This is a genomic window from Sphingobacterium paramultivorum, assembly GCF_014109745.1.
Classification (GTDB): Bacteria; Bacteroidota; Bacteroidia; order Sphingobacteriales; family Sphingobacteriaceae; genus Sphingobacterium; species Sphingobacterium paramultivorum.
This window is the reverse complement of sequence record NZ_CP058555.1, coordinates 4,606,902-4,624,968: the sequence shown is the minus strand read 5'-3', so window position 1 is coordinate 4,624,968 and position 18,067 is coordinate 4,606,902. Positions and strand designations below refer to the sequence as shown.

11 protein-coding genes are annotated in these 18,067 nt (G+C 40.9%); 3 read left to right on the top strand and 8 right to left on the bottom strand.

The genetic code is table 11. The annotated features are described in order from the left end of the window. Positions 1-246 precede the first annotated feature (246 nt). Positions 247-2,256 carry a beta-N-acetylhexosaminidase gene (locus HS960_RS19345; protein WP_182330418.1) on the top strand — a complete coding sequence of 670 codons (2,010 nt, stop codon included), beginning with the start codon at positions 247-249 and terminating at the stop codon, positions 2,254-2,256. Between the two features lie 24 nt (positions 2,257-2,280). Here HS960_RS19345 and HS960_RS19340 read toward each other — a convergent pair whose 3' ends face one another. Further along, positions 2,281-2,559 (bottom strand): DUF4342 domain-containing protein, encoded by a 279-nt coding sequence (locus HS960_RS19340; RefSeq protein WP_182330417.1) that lies wholly within the window; start codon positions 2,557-2,559, stop codon positions 2,281-2,283. A 257-nt stretch (positions 2,560-2,816) separates the two neighbouring features. After that, positions 2,817-5,051: a glycoside hydrolase family 2 protein gene (locus HS960_RS19335; protein WP_182330416.1), complete on the bottom strand. Its 2,235-nt coding sequence runs from the start codon at positions 5,049-5,051 to the stop codon at positions 2,817-2,819. 469 nt (positions 5,052-5,520) lie between these two features. Between HS960_RS19335 and HS960_RS19330 the strand changes: the two genes are divergently transcribed. Then, positions 5,521-7,128 carry a beta-N-acetylhexosaminidase gene (locus HS960_RS19330; RefSeq protein ID WP_182330415.1) on the top strand — a complete coding sequence of 536 codons (1,608 nt, stop codon included), beginning with the start codon at positions 5,521-5,523 and terminating at the stop codon, positions 7,126-7,128. A gap of 65 nt (positions 7,129-7,193) precedes the next feature. Continuing rightward, a complete protein-coding gene (locus tag HS960_RS19325) occupies positions 7,194-8,702 on the top strand; it encodes an alpha-L-fucosidase (RefSeq protein ID WP_182330414.1) in 1,509 nt (502 codons plus the stop codon). Between the two features lie 133 nt (positions 8,703-8,835). On the opposite strand, the gene HS960_RS19320 is transcribed toward HS960_RS19325, so the two are convergent. From HS960_RS19320 to HS960_RS19295, 6 genes are all read right to left on the bottom strand, one after another. Then, entirely contained in the window at positions 8,836-9,480 is a 645-nt protein-coding gene (locus HS960_RS19320; RefSeq protein ID WP_153844791.1) for an HAD family hydrolase, read from the bottom strand. Between the two features lie 186 nt (positions 9,481-9,666). Then, complete coding sequence (locus HS960_RS19315) at positions 9,667-10,692, bottom strand: endonuclease/exonuclease/phosphatase family protein (protein WP_182330413.1); 1,026 nt, start codon at positions 10,690-10,692, stop codon at positions 9,667-9,669. Positions 10,693-10,699: 7 nt separating this feature from the next. Next, positions 10,700-12,079 carry a DUF5689 domain-containing protein gene (locus HS960_RS19310; protein ID WP_227550087.1) on the bottom strand — a complete coding sequence of 460 codons (1,380 nt, stop codon included), beginning with the start codon at positions 12,077-12,079 and terminating at the stop codon, positions 10,700-10,702. Between the two features lie 11 nt (positions 12,080-12,090). Further along, positions 12,091-14,808: a TonB-dependent receptor gene (locus tag HS960_RS19305; RefSeq protein ID WP_182330412.1), complete on the bottom strand. Its 2,718-nt coding sequence runs from the start codon at positions 14,806-14,808 to the stop codon at positions 12,091-12,093. A gap of 87 nt (positions 14,809-14,895) precedes the next feature. Further along, complete coding sequence (locus HS960_RS19300; RefSeq protein ID WP_182330410.1) at positions 14,896-16,332, bottom strand: fimbrillin family protein; 1,437 nt, start codon at positions 16,330-16,332, stop codon at positions 14,896-14,898. Positions 16,333-16,369: 37 nt separating this feature from the next. Next, the gene (locus HS960_RS19295; protein ID WP_120332985.1) at positions 16,370-17,974 is read right to left on the bottom strand and encodes a fimbrillin family protein; all 1,605 of its coding nucleotides are present in this window, start codon (positions 17,972-17,974) and stop codon (positions 16,370-16,372) included. Positions 17,975-18,067 lie beyond the last annotated feature (93 nt).

Sequence of the window (18,067 nt, the reverse complement as noted above, 5' to 3'; positions counted from 1 at the left end):
TTGTTCTTTCACCCCAATAAGTTAACTATAGCCTATTTTGTTTTGTCTGGAAGTCAAATTTAATACTAAAAAATGATATCCTCTTGGTGTGCCTGTAGCCAACGAGCTACTTTTTGAAAATCTTACACAATCGTTTGATTGAAAGTTGGAGTAGAAGGATCATTTTTTATTTTTTATTTTGCATAACGAAACCAATAAACGGTCTTTTTTTTGTCTGTTTATTTAAAAATAAAAACTTAAATTTTAATGAAAACACTCCTCTGTTCAGTAGCGTTATCCCTTTTATTTGCGCAAGGGCTCCATGCGCAGTCTGGGATTGATATTATCCCCAAGCCTCAGGAAATCAATAGGGGAGCAGGCCAGTTTCTGTTAAATCCACAAACTACCTTAAGTTTTAAGAACTGCGATGTGAAAGATGTGTCTTTGTTTGTTGAGCAGCTGAGAAAAGTAACGCATTATCCCCTGAACGTGAGGAAACAGGCGAGCAATAGTATTGAATTTAGACTAGACCCTAAATTGACAACACCTAATGATGAAGGCTATCAGCTTGAGGTTTCCAATCGGGGAGTGGTCGTGACAGCAAAAAGCTCCCATGGGCTTTTCAATGCAACGCAATCACTGCGGCAACTTTTACCGACAGCTTTCGAGGGTAGTAACCCAACCAAAGAAATAAGCTGGAATATTCCAGCAGTGAAAATTAAAGATTATCCCCGCTATCATTGGCGCGGCTATATGAAAGATGTAAGCCGGACCTTCTTTGATGTGAAAACCGTGAAAAAGTATTTGGATGTCATGGCATTATACAAAATGAATATTTTCCATTGGCATTTGACGGATGACCAAGGCTGGCGGATTGAAATAAAGAAATATCCGAAATTGACCATGGAAAATGCGACGGTATTTCATCGAACAGAAAAGCAACCTGCAGAACGCAGTGGATTTTATACACAGGAGCAGATCAAGGAAGTTGTTCAATATGCTCGAGAACGCAATATCACGATTGTGCCCGAGATTGATGTTCCTGGACATTCCTGGCCGACAATATTGGCCTATCCTGAACTTGGGGTCAACAAAAATTCCTACCCGAATCACATCTTTCCTTTTGTGTCATCTTGGGGATATTGGGGAAATCAATTTACCCCCAATACACTGGATCCGACAAAAGAGTTTACGTATGAATTCTTGAATAATGTGTTCACCGAAATCGCTAATCTCTTCCCGGGTAGTTATATTCATTTTGGAGGGGATGAGGTTCGTCATGATTTGTGGGAAAAAGAGGCTCATGTGCAGGATTTTATGAAGCAGCACCAGATTAAGGATGTCAAAGCACTTCAGAGCTATTTCGTTCAACGCGTTTCTGATATCATTGTCCAGAAAGGGAAAAAACCGATCGGGTGGAATGATATCTTAGCTGATGCTGAAAACTTGCCGAAGAGTACAGGAATCATGAGCTGGCTTGGTGAGGAAGCGATCAAGGAAGCGACCAAAGATGGATTTAAGGCCGTAGCCACACCAGCATCGCATCTCTATTTTGATATTACACAGGCCGATCGGAATGATGGTACCATGACTGACCTGGCCTATCCGCAGATAAACTCGCTGAAAAGAGTGTATGAATTTGATCCTTCTGCAGGACTTAGTCCGGCTGAGGATCAGCTTGTCCTCGGTGTTCAGGGAAATATGTGGACAGCGTTGGCCCAGGATATTAAAGACCTGAATGTGCAGAATTTTCCGCGATTGCTTGCAGTTGCTGAAATTGGATGGGCTGCTAAGTCTGCGAAAGATTATACAGCGTTCAGCCATCGATTGGATGCCAATCTTCCAAGATTAGATTCCATGCGTATTGATTATTATCGTCCGGGGGGATATATTGCGGGATCATGGGGACCTAATGATATCAAGGAAACGTATAGTTTTCTAACTTTTGACGTGAGCAGGAAGATTTACGATAATGGACGAGCGCAAGCTGGATTTTTCTTTGTGGAGGGGAAGAATTTCCTGGAGATCGATGCCGTACAATTGCTACAGGACGGGCATGTCATTGCAGAGGATGGACATCATGCGCTTGCGGATAAATTTAGGGGAACCAACAAGATCAAACCTTTTTACTACAATTTTACAGTAACGAATTATAATCCCCAATCGAAATACGAAATCAAAGCCCGTGTCCGAGGCGCTGGCGGTGTGGATTCAAAAGGAAATTTTACATTTAATTTGTCTCCGAATAGGCCTTTTGATAAGATAGAAAAAAAATAAAGGGTAATACCCTTTATTTTTTACTTATTTGAGTTCGATCATCTTTTGATTTGCATTCTCTTCTTTTACTTCTTGAAGGATTGCAATTTCAATAGGTGAAATCAGACTTAAAATAATCAATGCAATGAAAGCTACAGGGAAAATAATTCCGATGATTACAGCTAATAGCAGGGAGATATTTAAGTATTCTTGTCCATTCTTGGATGAAACTTTTAAACGGGAGCTTTTAAAGGAATCAAAAAGATCTTGAAAAACTTTAGTAATTGTTTTACTGTTGATGCTGAATGTTGTTTTAGTTGCCATGATGTTTATTTTTTAATTTTTTTATTTCTTATTTGATGACTCAAAGATAGGACGCAAATATGGCGCTAAAGAGGCTCATTAGGCCAGTCTCGAGACAATCTCGGTAAACGACCCGCTTTTATCGGTTAATACTTTTTTGAAATTAGGGTAAGTGATATGATGATCAATATAGCCGAGGGGGCATATATCCTTAAACAAAAAACAGGGATAACTTTTTAGGCTACCCCTGTCTTTTGTCTATTACTTTGCTAGCGTGATTATAGACCTACGTGCTCTGTTTTCGATTTTGTTGGTCCCGATGGTCCTTGTTTAAACGCTGGGTCATAGTTCCATTCAATCGTGTCGGTTAATACCTTACCGTCTTTTTGGATTACTTTTGCTTCTACAGTATTCTTCCCCAGTTTTAGCTTCACGTTTTCGAAGATGTAGTGTACATTGGTCTGACCAATTTTGGCCCCTTTGATCGTTTGCCCATTGATGATCAATGTTGGCTCACCTCGGTTCGAATAAACCGTAATAGGCGTGATTTCATTACCTCTGTTGATCATACGACGCTGTGTAATATATAACACGGGTTCTTTGCTCCAATTGGCTTTGTACCAATAAAAGCCATCCTTCTTCAGTTTACGGTCAAAGGAAACCAGTCCTTTATAATTCCGGGGGTTAACATTCAGCGCAGTAATGGGCGTGGCAAAATCGAATGTGTTCCAGACGTAAGAACCCAGGAAAATTGGACTTTTGGATATCACACCCCAATGTACTTCATGAAATTTGGTTGCATATTCTTCAGGGAAAAACGATGGATTGCTCCATTGATTTCCAAAATTTCCAACCTCTTCTGCTTGATCTTCGGGAATGGCTTCTGCACCATATTCCGAAAAGATAATCCGGTAATCTTTGAATTCTTCACTGATACGTTTTGCCCAGGAGGCGACATCATCCTCTTTATCTGATTTATTCTCCAATTCACCATTATACCAGCCAAAGTAATGATTGATGCCTTGTACATCTGCATTATTGTTAACTGGATGGTCGATAACATTATAACCGCTGACAGAAACGGTATAGCGATCAGGATCTTCGGATTTAGCGAGGTCATTTAATTTGGTCGTTAGTTCGACGGTATAGGCTGAAGGAGAGTATACCTCATTGTGCATACCCCATATATAGATGGAAGGATGGTTGAAATTTTGGCGGATCAGTTCTTTCAGTTGTTGTTGTGCGTTGTTGTCTTCCAAGGTGGTTACCCGATTGACAAACGGGATTTCGGCCCAGATAACGAGACCCATGCTATCGCATTTCGAATAGAAGTACTCAGACTGTTGGTAATGTGCCAATCGGATCGATGTTGCTCCCATTTCTTTGATGATTGCCAGGTCTTCGTCGTGGTCTGCATTGCTTAGGGCAGATCCTTTACCTAGTCGATCCTGATGGCGACAAACACCATATAGTGGATATTTGATATCATTTAGGAAAAATCCTTCACCGGTTCGTAATTCAAATTTACGAAGACCAAGAGGTGCTGTTACCTCATCAATTACCTGGTTGTTCTTTTTGATTTGTGTGACCACCTTATAGAGATAGGGATCATCTAAACCTTGCCATAAATGTGGACTTTTGACTAGGATTTGTTGCGTAACGGTTTGACGGCCTTGCGGTAACAACGTGTACTGTGTGCTTTGTTTGGCTTTAATCGATCCGTCTTTTTCGAAAACGGTTGTCAATAACTCAATTGGTTGTTTTTTTCCGGATTTGTTGTCTATTTTTATTTTTACAGCAACATCGGCTGTTTTCTTGGAGACATTTTTTTGCGTGATATAGATTCCTTTAGCTGCAAAATCATTCACCGCAATATGGATGTCGTCGGTTACAATAAGCTCGACTGGTCTATAAATACCGCCGTACATGGGGAAAAGGGTATGGTTAACAGGAATGACCTGTGGAGTAGCTTCATTGTTTACCTTCACCAAAATCTCGTTTTCTTTTCCAAATTGGAGCATAGTGGTCAGTTCGAATACAAATGCAGAATAACCACCCTGATGTCTGCCCACGAAGTTATAATTTCCATTGCGTTTCGTATTGTCGTAGGTAATATCATTTTTGCCTTCTTTGGTAGGAAGGGGCTGATTGTTTACGTATACTTCTGTGTTGGTATTGACCCCTTCAAATCGAATGAAAATGCGTTTGCCTTTCCAAGCTGTTTCGGGAACAAAAGATTTGCGATAATAAGCATCACCGGTATAAAAACGCTCATTTTTTCCTAAACTACCAGACTTAATCTCTTTGGCCTGCATATCGTTTGCATTCCAGGTGTGCGGTAAATTGACAAGCTGCCATTTCCCTTCAAACAGTTGATTATAGTCTAATGTCGAAGTAGAAAAAGGTCCCTTTTTGAAAGTCCAGCTGGTATTAAATGGAACTACGGTTCGTGCTTGTATGTTCAATAGCAGTATTCCAATAAAGATTAAGGTATAAAAGATCTTTTTTATCATACGGTTTTAACTTAGGGTATTGTATTTGTGTCTTCAAATTTATGTCTTCAAATATAGCTAACAAAATGATAATGACTAATTGGACTAGCCTCAGTAGAACTGCTATTCGATCTTGTTTTTAATTAATAGTGATCAAAATATCTCTATTAATTATTGTTTTTTCTTTATTCGCTTTGTTGCGTCCATTCACTACAACGTTTTCGAGATTTGCGCAAACGATTGACTATACTTGGGCTACAGTAATAAATAATAAATTCTTTACCATTGCATTACAAGATAAACTGTGGGCAGAACCGATGTAAACAGTTCATACGATGGATTTTCGTATTCCTTTTACATCGCGTGCTGGCTGTGGTGGGCCGATTATAGCACAAACTAGGTTCGAATAATGTATGATCGAACCTACTTAGAAACAAATACTTTACACAAGCAGATTTAATCTGATCAGTTGAAAATAACTATAGAACGGATGAAACATAGATTAATAGGAACATTTCTTTTGGTATTCTTGACGATACAGTTTGTGGAGGCACAGGTTGCTATCATCCCACGTCCTCAGCAGCAGGAAGTGCGGAAGGGGAAACTTATCCTAGGTAGAAATATAGGCATTATAAGCGATCCTTATTTTGATCCCACGATATTGTATTTCAAGAAGCTCCTGCTTGGGCGTTTCGGGATTTCGGCCTATGCTGCGACCAAGGCCGACGAAGCCCAAGTTATGGTAAGCTGGGATAAAACACTTGAACATGAGGCCTATCGTTTGCAGATAGATCCTACTCATATTCGAATTTACGCTTCAGATAAATCAGGACTTGTCAATGGAATTGCAAGTTTAGACCAATTGTTGTCCGTTGCAGCCCTAAGCGGTGATCAGCGTGAGTTGGATGCTGTTGAAATTACAGATAAAGCACAATTTACATGGCGCGGCTTTATGTTAGATGAGTCGAGACACTTCTTCGGGAAGGAAAAAGTAAAGTCATTGTTGGACTGGATGGCTTTTTATAAATTGAACAAGTTTCACTGGCATTTGACGGATGAGCCTGCGTGGCGCCTTAGTATACAACGTTATCCTTGGCTGGCTCAAATAGGGGGTATAGGCAATTATTTAGACCCCTATGCTGGAGTACAGTATTATACGCAAAATGATATCAGTGAGATTATTGCTTATGCTGATGAACGTAATATTGAGGTCATTCCTGAGATTGATATGCCTGGACATGCAACAGCTGCAAATCGCGCGTATCCGTTTTTATCGGGCGGGGGTAATGAAAAACACCCTGATTTTACTTTTCACCCAGCAAAAAATACGACATATTCATTTTTAAGCCATGTGTTGCGCGAAGTAAAAGCGCTTTTTCCTTCGACTTACATTCATTTGGGCGGAGATGAGGTTGCTTTCGGTAGTGATGCCTGGAATAATGATCTACAGGTGCAGGAGTTAAAAAAGGCAGAAGGGCTGAAATCCAATAAGGAAGTGGAAGAGTATTTTATTCGACGTATGGCAGATTCCGTTGCCCGAATAAATGGAAAAATCATTGTTTGGGATGAGATGGTAGACGCAAAACTGAATAAAGCGCAGACTGTGATGATGTGGTGGCGCCATGATAAACCCGAACAGCTCAACAAAATTTTGGATAAAGGATATCAGGCAATTCTTACACCGCGTTTACCTTTATATTTTGATTTTGTGCAGCAGGAAAACCATCGGTATGGACGGAAATGGGGCAAAGGGTTTAACCCTATTCAAGATGTCTACAATTTTGCAGGCGAACAGTTGGATAGTTTAGGTGGTCGAAGAAAACAGATATTGGGTATCCAGGCCAATCTATGGACTGAAACCGTGACAAATACCAATCGATTGGATTATCTCGTCTTTCCGAGAATTGCGGCATTGGCGGAAGCAGCATGGACATCTGGCAAGCAACGTAATTTTGACCAGTTCACTAAAGTGTTAAAGAAACATTTAGCATTGTATCGGGAACAGGGACTCTATTACTTTGATCCATTTCAGGACAGTAACCCTGAACCGGTCGTCATGAAGAAAGTACAGAAACAGTATATTGATCGTCCCGACTAGTTGCGTTTTTGTCTTTGAATAAGTTGGACTATATAGAATCGTGGTAATAAACAATTAGATAAAATATGATAAGCTATAACAGATTGATGATGACCTTGCTGTTGGCTGGTGCGCTATTGGCCGGGAAAACTGTTTCTGCCCAATGGACTGGGCCACGCAAAAAGGTGGAGCAAAGAATTGACGTAAAATACGGGCCTTTAACACCGGCACATCGAACCGATGAAGCGATGGAGCGTTTTCGGACATATGGTTTAGGACAGTTTATCCATTGGGGGCTTTATGCAATTCCTGGCAATGAATGGGAAGGAGTAAGCGCTCGTAAAGGTGCGGCCGCTTCCGAATGGATTCGTACCTGGAGTGGACCTACTGCACCAAAGGACTGGAAAAACACCTATGATAATTTATACAAGCAATTTAATCCCAAAGGATTTGACGCAAAGCTATGGGCTAAGCAGGCTAAAGAAATGGGGGCAAAATACCTGATTTTTACCACCAAACATCACGATGGATTTGCCTTATGGCCTTCGAAGTATACAGGCTATACCATTAAGAAAAGCCCTTATAAAAAAGACATCGTCAAGCAGGTTGTAGACGCTTACACCGCTGAAGGGATAGATGTGTTTTTGTATTTTTCGATCTTAGAATGGAATAATTCAAACTATATGGGTAAGGCGCCGTCTACACCGGAAGAAAAGGCAAAATTCAATAAGTTTTTGGAGTATACCCGTAACCAATTGTTGGAGCTGCTTCAAAACTATCCGCAGATAAAAGGGTTTTGGTTCGATGGTACCTGGGATCAGTCCTGGATTCAGTCCTATGACTTTACCTATAAACTGGAGAAGGAACTCCGCGAGAAACACCCGGGCTTAATCATCGGTAGTCGTTTTCGAAACGATGAATTTGGAAAGCGGCATTTCGACTCGAATGGTGATATGTTGGGAGATTATGAGCAAGGCTGGGAACGCAAAATGCCGAAAGAATTTGAATGGCTAGAGGGACGTGACTGGGATTGTGTGATGACCATCCCGCCTAACGGTTGGGGTTACATGAAAGATTGGTCGGGTATTTATACAAAGACATCCGACGATTTGATCGATATGTTGATGAATTGTGTGTCGATGAACGGGAATTTCGTATTGAATTTTGGCCCGGATGGAAATGGTCGGATGCATCCAGGAGAGGATAAATTGGCGAAAGAGATTGGTGACTGGATCAAAATCAATGGTGAAGCTGTTTATGGTGTGAGACATGCAGGACTTGCTCCATCTAAATTGGGTTATTTTACCAAAAAAGAGGACAACCTCTATCTTACTGTCTTTAATCGACCGGTCAATAATATTGTCCGCATTGCTGTACCGAAGAATTCAGCTGAGGTTCCGGTAGAGGCTGTTTTATTGCAAAATGGTCAATCATTAGCTCTTAAACGTTCCGACATTGGTTTGGATCTTGATAAGAATACATACTATGATATTGTTCTTCCGGCAACGTTTAGTGCAGATAAAGCTTTTGTTGTAAAAATGAAGCTTGGTAGGCCAAAAGGACAGAGTGATCAACTCATGGATGCAAAAATGTAAATTTTGGCATTAGCGCGAAGGTTTTCGCGATCTCATCGGCATTTCAAATGTATATGAGCGCTACTCCAGACCATTGGGAGTGATCGAAAAAGGCGGGATTTAAATCAGTGTTGATTTAGGTCCCGCTTTTCTTTTATAGAATTTCCAACAGTTCCTGTGGATGGTGGATAATATGCTGTGCACCGTGTTGTCTTAACTCGCTCTCTTCCCGAAAGCCCCAAGTAACACCGATAGCTGTTACCCCTGCATTATTGGCGGTATCCATATCCACGGATGAATCGCCTACATAAAAGCAATCTTGTTTGCTAACACCGAGTGTTTGGATACTGTCGAAGACAATATCGGGATCAGGCTTGGCGGGGCGACCTGTTCGATGCCCCAGGACGAGATCAAATGAAATATCGGGAAAGTATTCGGCCATCAAAGGTATCACCGCTTCATGGTATTTATTTGATGCTACCGAGATTAGATAGCCTAATGATTTCAGTTCTTGTAGTAGCGGTATAATCCCTGTGTAGGGTCGTGTATGCGATACAGGTTTTTGTTCATAATATGTCTTAAAAGCTGCAAGTAAGACTGTGATCGTCTCTACTGTCCGTGCTTCTTCGGGTAATGCCCTTTCGATAAGTTTCTGTACGCCATTGCCTACAAATTTCTTATAGGCAACGAGTGGATGCGTTGGGTATCCATATTGTTCAAGAATAGCATTGCAGCTGTCCCCGAGGTCCTGTAATGTGTCTAGCAGTGTTCCGTCCAGATCAAATAGTATAAGCTTCATCTGATAAATCTAGTAAAAATTGCGATTGAACTATGGTATAATAATGAGATTAAATGGTAGTTTATATCTTGTGTATAATAAAAGATTACTGAAGACTGGGGGAGATCAAAAAAAGATAGGAGCTCATATATAATGAACTCCTATCTTTAATTCCGCTTAGGAAGAGTTAATCGGATTTCATTTATATTATTTTACCAAATAGATCAATGTTGGAAAGTGATCTGAGTAGCCATTGATAAATACTCCTCCAGAAAATGTTCGATGTGGGTAGCCTTTGTTGCGGCCTTCCTGTTGCACCAAAAAATCCCGATTGAAGATTTCAGCTTTGACAAAACGTAAACCCTTGTTTTTGTTGTCCAATAAAGGTCTAGAAATGATGATTTGATCAAAGAGATTCCATTGTCCCTGATAGCCCAGTGATCCAATGCCCTTATCGTAAAACTTCCACATGGTATTATATAAGCCCTGCGCAGGTACATCCTGCGGATTTTTCTTGGCCTGCAATACTTCCCTTACACTTTTATCTTTGGGATCATCATTTAAATCGCCCATGATAATAATCTTGGCCTCGGGATTTTCACGATAAAGTGAATCACAGATACCTTTGGTAATACCTGCTGCAAATTCGCGAAGTTCAGAAGATTTATTGCCATAACGCGAAGGCCAGTGATTGACAATGATATGTACAGTGTCTCCAGCAATCGTACCGGATACCAATAGTTGATCTCTCGTCTTAAAGCCTGGGTTTTCTGGTAGATTGAATGGATGAACCTTGTCATTAAAAGGCGTGAAGAATTCCGGATTGTAAAGGAACCCAACATCCACACCGCGACGGTCAGGAGAATCGTGATGAACGATCTTTAATCCCAGCTCACGGAGCTGGGGATCTCGTGTAAGATCTTCCAAAACCCGACGGTTCTCAATTTCGGCTACCCCTAGAGCGATAGGACCCAAACTAGAACTAGGTGAACCGATGGCACGAATCGCTCGTGCCATGTTTTTTATTTTTTGCTGATACTTAGCTTCTGTCCATGTATTGGCACCCTTTGGTGTAAACTCATCGTCATTGATCGTTGAATCTTTTACAGGATCGTATAGATTCTCCAAATTGTAGAATGCGATGGGGTAAACCCGACGGTTGGTTTGTGCGAAACTTGTGTGTACAACAAATAAAAGGAGAAGAAAAATACAGCTGATGTGTTTATAGTTCATCTTTAATTTATTTAGTAACGATAATCGTATTGCCAGAACCGTTTCCGCCAGTTGCGCTTACGATTTTAATATTATCTAAACGGAAGCCAAAGGCATTGTCAGCGCCAGTCATTATAAATTCGACGGTACTTGTCGCTGCAGGTGTAATGTTTGGAATACTGACCGTGTAATATTTATTACGGTCATCTGTTGAGTTGATCGCTACTGGTGTGCTTGGAATCGTATAAGTTGTTCCGTTGACCTTCACCTTCATAGCATTGAGGTTGGTCGCTTCACCAACATTGTAAATATTAGGAACAAGCTGGTAGCTCAATGTAAGATCCGTTTTGTTGGCCGTTTGTATTCCAGCGATTTTCAGTGTAATATCTTTGTTTGCCGGAAGCCATACTGAGGCACTGATTCCTGTCGCTGTACGAATATCTGCCGAACCACTTTCCTCGCTGTACGTCACCGGAGCTTTCATGTCGAAATCGGTGAAATCTGCAATTTTAGGACGGTTGCCACTCGGGTAGGTGCCATTTCCAAATGTCTCGTTGAAAATTGTTCCTCCGGTTTCAGGGTCAGTTGGTGTTGTTCCGGCGTCAGTTCCATCAAAGTCAATCACATCTGTTTTATCGCGCAGGAAGAGCTGCCAGCCTCCATTGTAACGGCCCAATATTCCGACTAATGTTCCATTCCCTTTAGGAAGAATATCTTTAGCAAAACTGGAGAAGTTACTGTTGCGGACATCCAATGTTTTGCCATTCGCATCTTTGACTACTTCGCTAACGGTCGCCGTTCCACCTGCGAAAGCATTGACACCACCATTGTTAAAACGCACATTTTTAATGATAACCAACTTGTTGACCATCGAAGCGTCTAATTTAGAAAGATCAACTTCCAATGGCGTTAAATTGGCTGCATTTGGCCATCCGTTTACTTTGGTATGCTCTTTGAAAATTTCCCAGGCGATACGGTTGGCATTGGTTCCACTGAAACCGATCTGTAGCTCACTACCATATTTCACCATGGACAGGCCTTTTAAGTTGATATACACTTCCTGGCCTGCGCGGAAAGTTGTGTACATGCTATTTTGGTCGACTCCTAGATTGATGGCAGCAGTTTCATCCTGGATGTACAATTGTTTGTAGATATTGCCCGAAATGTCGTTTCCGGTCACCAGTGCTTTAATGATCAGATCCTCATCGATTACTTTTGGATCGGTAATGTTAGCATATTTTTCTTTCAATGCGGCTATCGTTGTGTTGGCATTGGGACCGTCATAGATCGGTTGAGTCAATAGGGGGGCTTCAGGATCACGCTTACAGGCTCCTGTAAATAAGATGAGTCCAATACAGATAACCGATAGCATCGATGTATAGACAGCTTGTATATTTTTTTTGTTCATTATTGTCGAGATTAAAATCTATAGGATACATTCATAAAACAGTTGATTCCCTGCATGTAATAATATTTGGATGCAAACTTATTTGCTGCAGTAATATCCAAACGTGCATTTTCGAAACCTCCAGTTCTGATGTTTTTGTTATTTAAGACGTTATTGACCGCTAAATTGAAGTTCATTGAATTGCGATTTTTCAGGTAAAGGATTTTACCGATTGATAGATCGACTGTTGTGCTATTTTTGAACTTTTCTTGATCAGTAAGGATATGATAAGCATTATCGAGCTCTGGATCGTAAGGATTGATGGTGCTGTAGTTAGATGCCAACTGACGAAGAGGAGCTTTCGATAGATACATATCGCCAGCGTAATTTAAATTAGCGCCAAAAAACCAGTAGTTTACGAAATAACGGACTCCTAAAGTTCCTGCGGTCTGTGGCATTCCACCAACATAGTAGTTATTGAGGTATACCATCTCGCGTTCATTATTGATCAATCCATTTTCGGAATTTTGTGCTCCCATTGGGTTGTTGCTATAATAGTATTCAGCCTTTGTTGCTGCGAGATCGACACTCCAATTGTTGTCAACTTTATAGGTCAATCCGAGCTCTATCCCTCTATTGACCTGGTTCATATCTTTTAGACCATGGTTGATAAAGGTACGGGCGGCATCGTTATAGTAACTTTGTCTGCTGATGAGATCTGTAAAGTTGGTCTGAAAGACCGATAAACGACCATTTAGTTTCGGCAAGGAGAAGACATAACTGATATCTGTAGAGAATATCTTGGCACTTTTGAGGTCTTCAAAAGTAAAGTCACTTACCCTGGGTGAAATGTAAGCATCATTGGCCAATGGTGCTTTGGTCTGATAGCTGATTTTGGCGTTTAATAAATGACGGCCATTGAATTTGTAGGTCATTCCACCCTTGAAAGCATAGTCAAAAAAGTGGTGTTCTTGCCCTTTACCATAGGAATTGGTCGGGAAGCGTCCATTTTTCATGTAGCCTACGCGTTGAAAACTGGTGTATGAAAGCTGTGTTGCGTAGAAAAAGTCGATGTTCGAATACGTGTATTCGTTTTGTAGCCAAGCATTCGCAGACTTGATATTGATGTTGTAACGATATCCAAAAATATCATCTTTTCGTGCCTTAAAGTTGGGATTTAACAAGTCGTTTTGGCTCTGACCTGTATTTTGCCCAAAGTCGCGTTCAGAGAATTTGTCAATATCCAGTACATATTCGGCGCCCAGCAGATCCGCTACAGTTTTATATTGTTGCGATTGGGAACCTTTGGCACCTATACCGAGCGTCAATTTAGCATGCTCATTAATAGTTTTGTTGAGTGTTGTATTGAAACTGCTTTCCAATAGGTCGCTATGGCGTTTCTCCAACATGTAGATGGCTGCACCATCGTTGATTTTATTTTCTAGCTTGTTGACGAGGTATAAATTGTCCCAATCCACTTGTGATACCTTGGCCGATTGCCATAAGTTCGTATAGGACTGATTGGTAATGGAATCCGTAAAATAACTCGGCAAATTGCGGTAATAGTCTGGTCTTGGATCCGGACCATTGTACCAGTTTAATGCTGTACTGGCATACTTGCCATAGTGCAGCGATATACCTGTCGTTAGTTTTGTATTTGGATCGATTTTCCAGATATGTGAAAGGATTGCGGTAGGGTCATAAGCAGTGACGATACGCGAATTCCTGATTTTTCCGTCTTGATAGCCCCAATTGGGGTTGTATAGGTTGTTGTCGAGGAGATCATAGGCTTCCTGGAAAGAACCTGATTGTTGGCCTCGCTCTACCGGTGAACCAAAGGTGACCAGTGATAAACTATGTTTGCCTTGCTGGAATTGTTTTTCGATGGAAAGTGCGTAGGAGAAGTTTTTGTAAAATGTACCTTCAATATTTCCTTTATCCGCATAGCGGCCACCGATTAAGCCTGTAAATGCCCAGCCATTGTCCATTAGTCCCGTTGAATAGCTCAGCATACCCCGGCTATAATAATTGCGGTTGGTGTATGTGGCTGTTGCTTTTGCTCCTTTGGCGAAGGCGCTGGCGCGCATATTGATATTTTCGGAACCGCCGATGGAGCCGAATGTAAAGGTCGAGGCGTCCATAGCATTGTCTTGGTCTCCATTTCGAGTCAAATCATTGATGGCACCGATGGAAGCATAGTTGAAGACTCCGCGCAATTGGTCGTTGAAGTGTACGCCGTTGATGTATTTTTGTTCGTAGCGGTTGTTGTATCCGCGGAGGCGAAAACGGAATTGAGAGAGCTGATAACCAATTTTGTTGACGTATACGTCGTTAGAAAGGATAATCTTGGCTGCAATGTTTTGGTCGAAAGATTCGTTGTCATCATCCAATAGATCATCGGCAGCCATGCTTAGTTGTACCATGTTGTCGTTGTCGGTACTTGGAAGGACGTAGATATCGTCCATTTTGAGCAGGCCGGAGGCCGGGATCTGAACGGTAATTTTGATCTCCTGGATATTACCACCTGTGATCAGGATCGTTTCTTCACCCGAGTTTAACTTCGGTAGACTGAAGTTCCCTTTGGAATCGGTGACGACCGACTTTTGATTTTTCTCGAAGACGAGACGTACATTGGAGAAAGGTTCTTTGCTCACCTGGTTGCGGACAATACCCTGTACATTGGCCCTTTGGGCAAATATAGGTGTACTGGCAGCAGATAAGAGGGCAAAAAGTATGTATTTTTTATACATAGCTTGAGGTTAAATAGTGAAATGTATTTAGATGACAAATGCAACACATTTTAGATGTGTTGCATTTGAGGATGTTTTTATTGTATTTTATTTTTGGCCGACAAGTGTTAAATCATCGAATCTTATACCGATCGTATTTGCTGTCCCGGCAACAGCCATTGAAATTGTAGAGTTTGCAGGAATAGTAGTTTCCGCTGATAAATCGATTTCCAAAGGATATTTTGTGTTGGTTTTGTAACCATTTGCATCAGAAAATACCACGGAGGCAGGAGAATAGGTTTTGCCATTAAATGTGACAACAATATCTTTTGAGTCAAATGCAGATGCCGCGGCAGTGCTATTTACTCCGAAAGCAAATTTAAACTTCAATTTAGTGGCACCTGCAGTATTAATGTCGGATACCGTAAATTTTGCGTCAGCATTAGCGGGTACCCAAATGTTATTATCACTAAAGCCAGTATAGCGGATTGATAATTTACCTGCATCTAATGTGTATTTCACAGCTGTGTTTGTCCAGCCTGTGAATTTATCGAAATCTGTGTTAGCGGCAATCTTCTCTGTTCCAAATCCTTCTTCATATAAAGTCTGTTCAACAGGATCAGTTGTACCACCATTATCTTCGTCTTTACCGATCACGTATGAACCCGACGGTACATCGGTCCAGTCTGTGATATTTCCAGACGCCACAATAGCTGCATTGTTGCCAGCCTGCTCTTGCAAGGTGATATTGTAGCTGTATTTTTTACCGGCTTCGTAAGTTGTTGATGATGGTAAAGTCCACGTATAGGTTTCATTACCAATTTTGAATTCAACTTTTGCACCGGCAACGCTAGCTACAGGTAATAAGATAGCCTCTGCCGCTGTTGTAGTTGTTCCCGCTGTAGTTTTTGCCTTGATCGAAGCTGGGTTAGCGCCAGCAGCTAATGTACCTGTTGCTAGGTCGAAGTTTGCTGTAGTATTAAATCCATTGTAAGTTACCGTAAGACCTGATAGGGAACTTACACCAGTCCCAGCAGCAACAGTCAATTCGACTTTGCTGAGTTTGTGGCCAAATTGGAGTTGCGCATTTGGTTTATTCTTGTTGGCTCCAGTTACATTATTAGCGTATAAGAGATCAATTTTATTTTGTTGGGTTTGATCAGCTACATTAACTGGATAAATGTTGTTTGTGATTGTTGTTTGGTAAGGGTAGTAGGCAATAAAATCTACATTGGAGCCATCAGCTGGATAATTAATTTCTTCAGTAATGCTGCTTGCGCTAAAATTACCATCTCCTTTTGTCGTTACATACTGCTTGTTGCTTGCCAATGCATTGCTTAAGCCGCTACCGGTTTTCATGAAAACACCGATTGCATCGTTGCTTTCCCAATTTGCGCCAGCAGCTTTTGTGGTCACTTGGTTAGAGATTGTTGACGAAAAAGTCACCGCCTTGGTGAGTTCTTGTTCTGAAATAGGTGCCTTTTGGCAAGAGCTGGTTACGGCAGCTGCCGCAGTCGCTAGGAATAAAAGTTGGTTTACTTTCATAATTAAACTGAATTGATATGACTAAATCGTTTATTAATTATTTCCAAATAGAGGTATTTATATTTCCTTTTTGTGTATCATTTAGATCAGGAAAAAATGTGAAGCCGGTTGCTTTTTCAAGGTCGCTCACGGTTAATCTATAATTTTCGAAGGTTACTCCTGAAGGAGGGGTTTCATTATTTATCTTATAAGCAAGGGTATAATATTCGGACCCTTTCTTCATGGCTAATGCTTTGAAATAGTATTTTGGCTTGGCGATATCTTTTCCGTCATTGTCCTGTGCAAAATCTAGGCGGCTATCTGTGCTTGTCTTAGGCATTGCACCAGTTACAATATACATTGTATCGCACTGTGCCGTCCATGTTCTGACTTTGGTTTCCAGGTTTGCCCAAATTCCTTGGTTAAGACGTGATACCTGAGCTGTCATGTTGGTAAAATAAAACGTTGTTTTATTTTGGGTTGTATTTAAGTTGCGGTCTGCACTTGGCAACTGGTGGCCTCTGTCATAGCCTGTTGGCTGGAAACCTTTAAATAGATTGGGTTGAAACGCAGTAGATACTTGCGGATCATATCCCCATGCATCTGTACGATTGCCTGATCCAAGAATACTGCTGTATAATGGATAGGCTACCCAATAAGCCATTTTTAGCTTTTTGTCATAGAGCATCGCGTAATTCCTACTGTCGCTTGCATCGGGCATAAAATGTTGAATAAATACCTCGTCATTGCCTAGGTTACTCATTTTTGGGATTTCCAAATAAGCTTGTGAATCACCGATTCCACCACTTGGCTTGCCATTGTCGATTTTGATATCGAAGCTATATTGATTTCCAGCTATTAAATTTTTTAAATTCTGATTTTGCGGGATTGTCCAGGTGTAGGTATCACCATTAGCGGCCATAAACTTAATAGCTTTTCCTGTAATGTCTTCACCGGGGAGTAGTATAAATTCTATGCGAGCCGTTTTATTGGCATTTACCGATACTTTTCCTTGAACATCTTTTTTCTCCGTCGAATTGACTGTCAATTTCCCTGTTGTTAAGTCAAATCCTCCTTGCGTGCTTATGGACGGCATTTTTACTGTAATCTGGTTTGCTTCCAATGCGGCAGTATTGGTAATGGATAGATTAATGCTGACTTTACTCAATTGACGTACAAAAATAAGGGGAACCGTATTGTTACTCTTGTCGATGTTTTTGGCATTGTTTGCGTACATCAGATCTAAAGCTGTCGGATTAGACTGATCACTTAAATCAATTGGATATTGAAAATCTGTAAGGGATTTATAAGGATGATAGGCGATAAAATCTACTTTTTCAGCAGATAGGAAGATTGGGCGGGCACTTTGGAATAGTGAGCCATTGAAAGTAAATAACTGATTTTTGACCTCATCAACAATGGAAGTTGCTTCCAGAGGCTGGCCTGATTTGGACATAAATACTCCGATCTGGTCATTCTGATCCCAGGAGGTTCCAGTTGCTTTCGTGTTAATTTGGCCGACGATAGTCGGGGAAAATTGTACTGCAGCTTGCTCCATTTTAGATTCTGTTTTCTGGCAGGAATCTAATGTAAGCAATGCAATCATAAAGTAAGCTATTCGCAAGATATTCTGTCTTGGAATAGTTATGATCTTGTTAATCATATTGATAGTTAGTGTGTGTTAATAAAGTAATGACAAAAATACTTAAGTTAAGTTAAATTAATGTGAACCTTTCGTGTTCTTTTGTGTAATTAA

Excerpts from the sequence above, each read along its gene's own strand:
- HS960_RS19305 (WP_182330412.1), bottom strand. The coding sequence starts at position 14,808 with ATGTATAAAAAATACATACTTTTTGCCCTCTTATCTGCTGCCAGTACA.
- HS960_RS19325 (WP_182330414.1), top strand. The coding sequence starts at position 7,194 with ATGATAAGCTATAACAGATTGATGATGACCTTGCTGTTGGCTGGTGCG.
- HS960_RS19340 (WP_182330417.1), bottom strand. The coding sequence starts at position 2,559 with ATGGCAACTAAAACAACATTCAGCATCAACAGTAAAACAATTACTAAA.
- HS960_RS19335 (WP_182330416.1), bottom strand. The coding sequence starts at position 5,051 with ATGATAAAAAAGATCTTTTATACCTTAATCTTTATTGGAATACTGCTA.
- HS960_RS19345 (WP_182330418.1), top strand. The coding sequence starts at position 247 with ATGAAAACACTCCTCTGTTCAGTAGCGTTATCCCTTTTATTTGCGCAA.
- HS960_RS19320 (WP_153844791.1), bottom strand. The coding sequence starts at position 9,480 with ATGAAGCTTATACTATTTGATCTGGACGGAACACTGCTAGACACATTA.
- HS960_RS19315 (WP_182330413.1), bottom strand. The coding sequence starts at position 10,692 with ATGAACTATAAACACATCAGCTGTATTTTTCTTCTCCTTTTATTTGTT.
- HS960_RS19295 (WP_120332985.1), bottom strand. The coding sequence starts at position 17,974 with ATGATTAACAAGATCATAACTATTCCAAGACAGAATATCTTGCGAATA.
- HS960_RS19330 (WP_182330415.1), top strand. The coding sequence starts at position 5,521 with ATGAAACATAGATTAATAGGAACATTTCTTTTGGTATTCTTGACGATA.
- HS960_RS19310 (WP_227550087.1), bottom strand. The coding sequence starts at position 12,079 with ATGAACAAAAAAAATATACAAGCTGTCTATACATCGATGCTATCGGTT.
- HS960_RS19300 (WP_182330410.1), bottom strand. The coding sequence starts at position 16,332 with ATGAAAGTAAACCAACTTTTATTCCTAGCGACTGCGGCAGCTGCCGTA.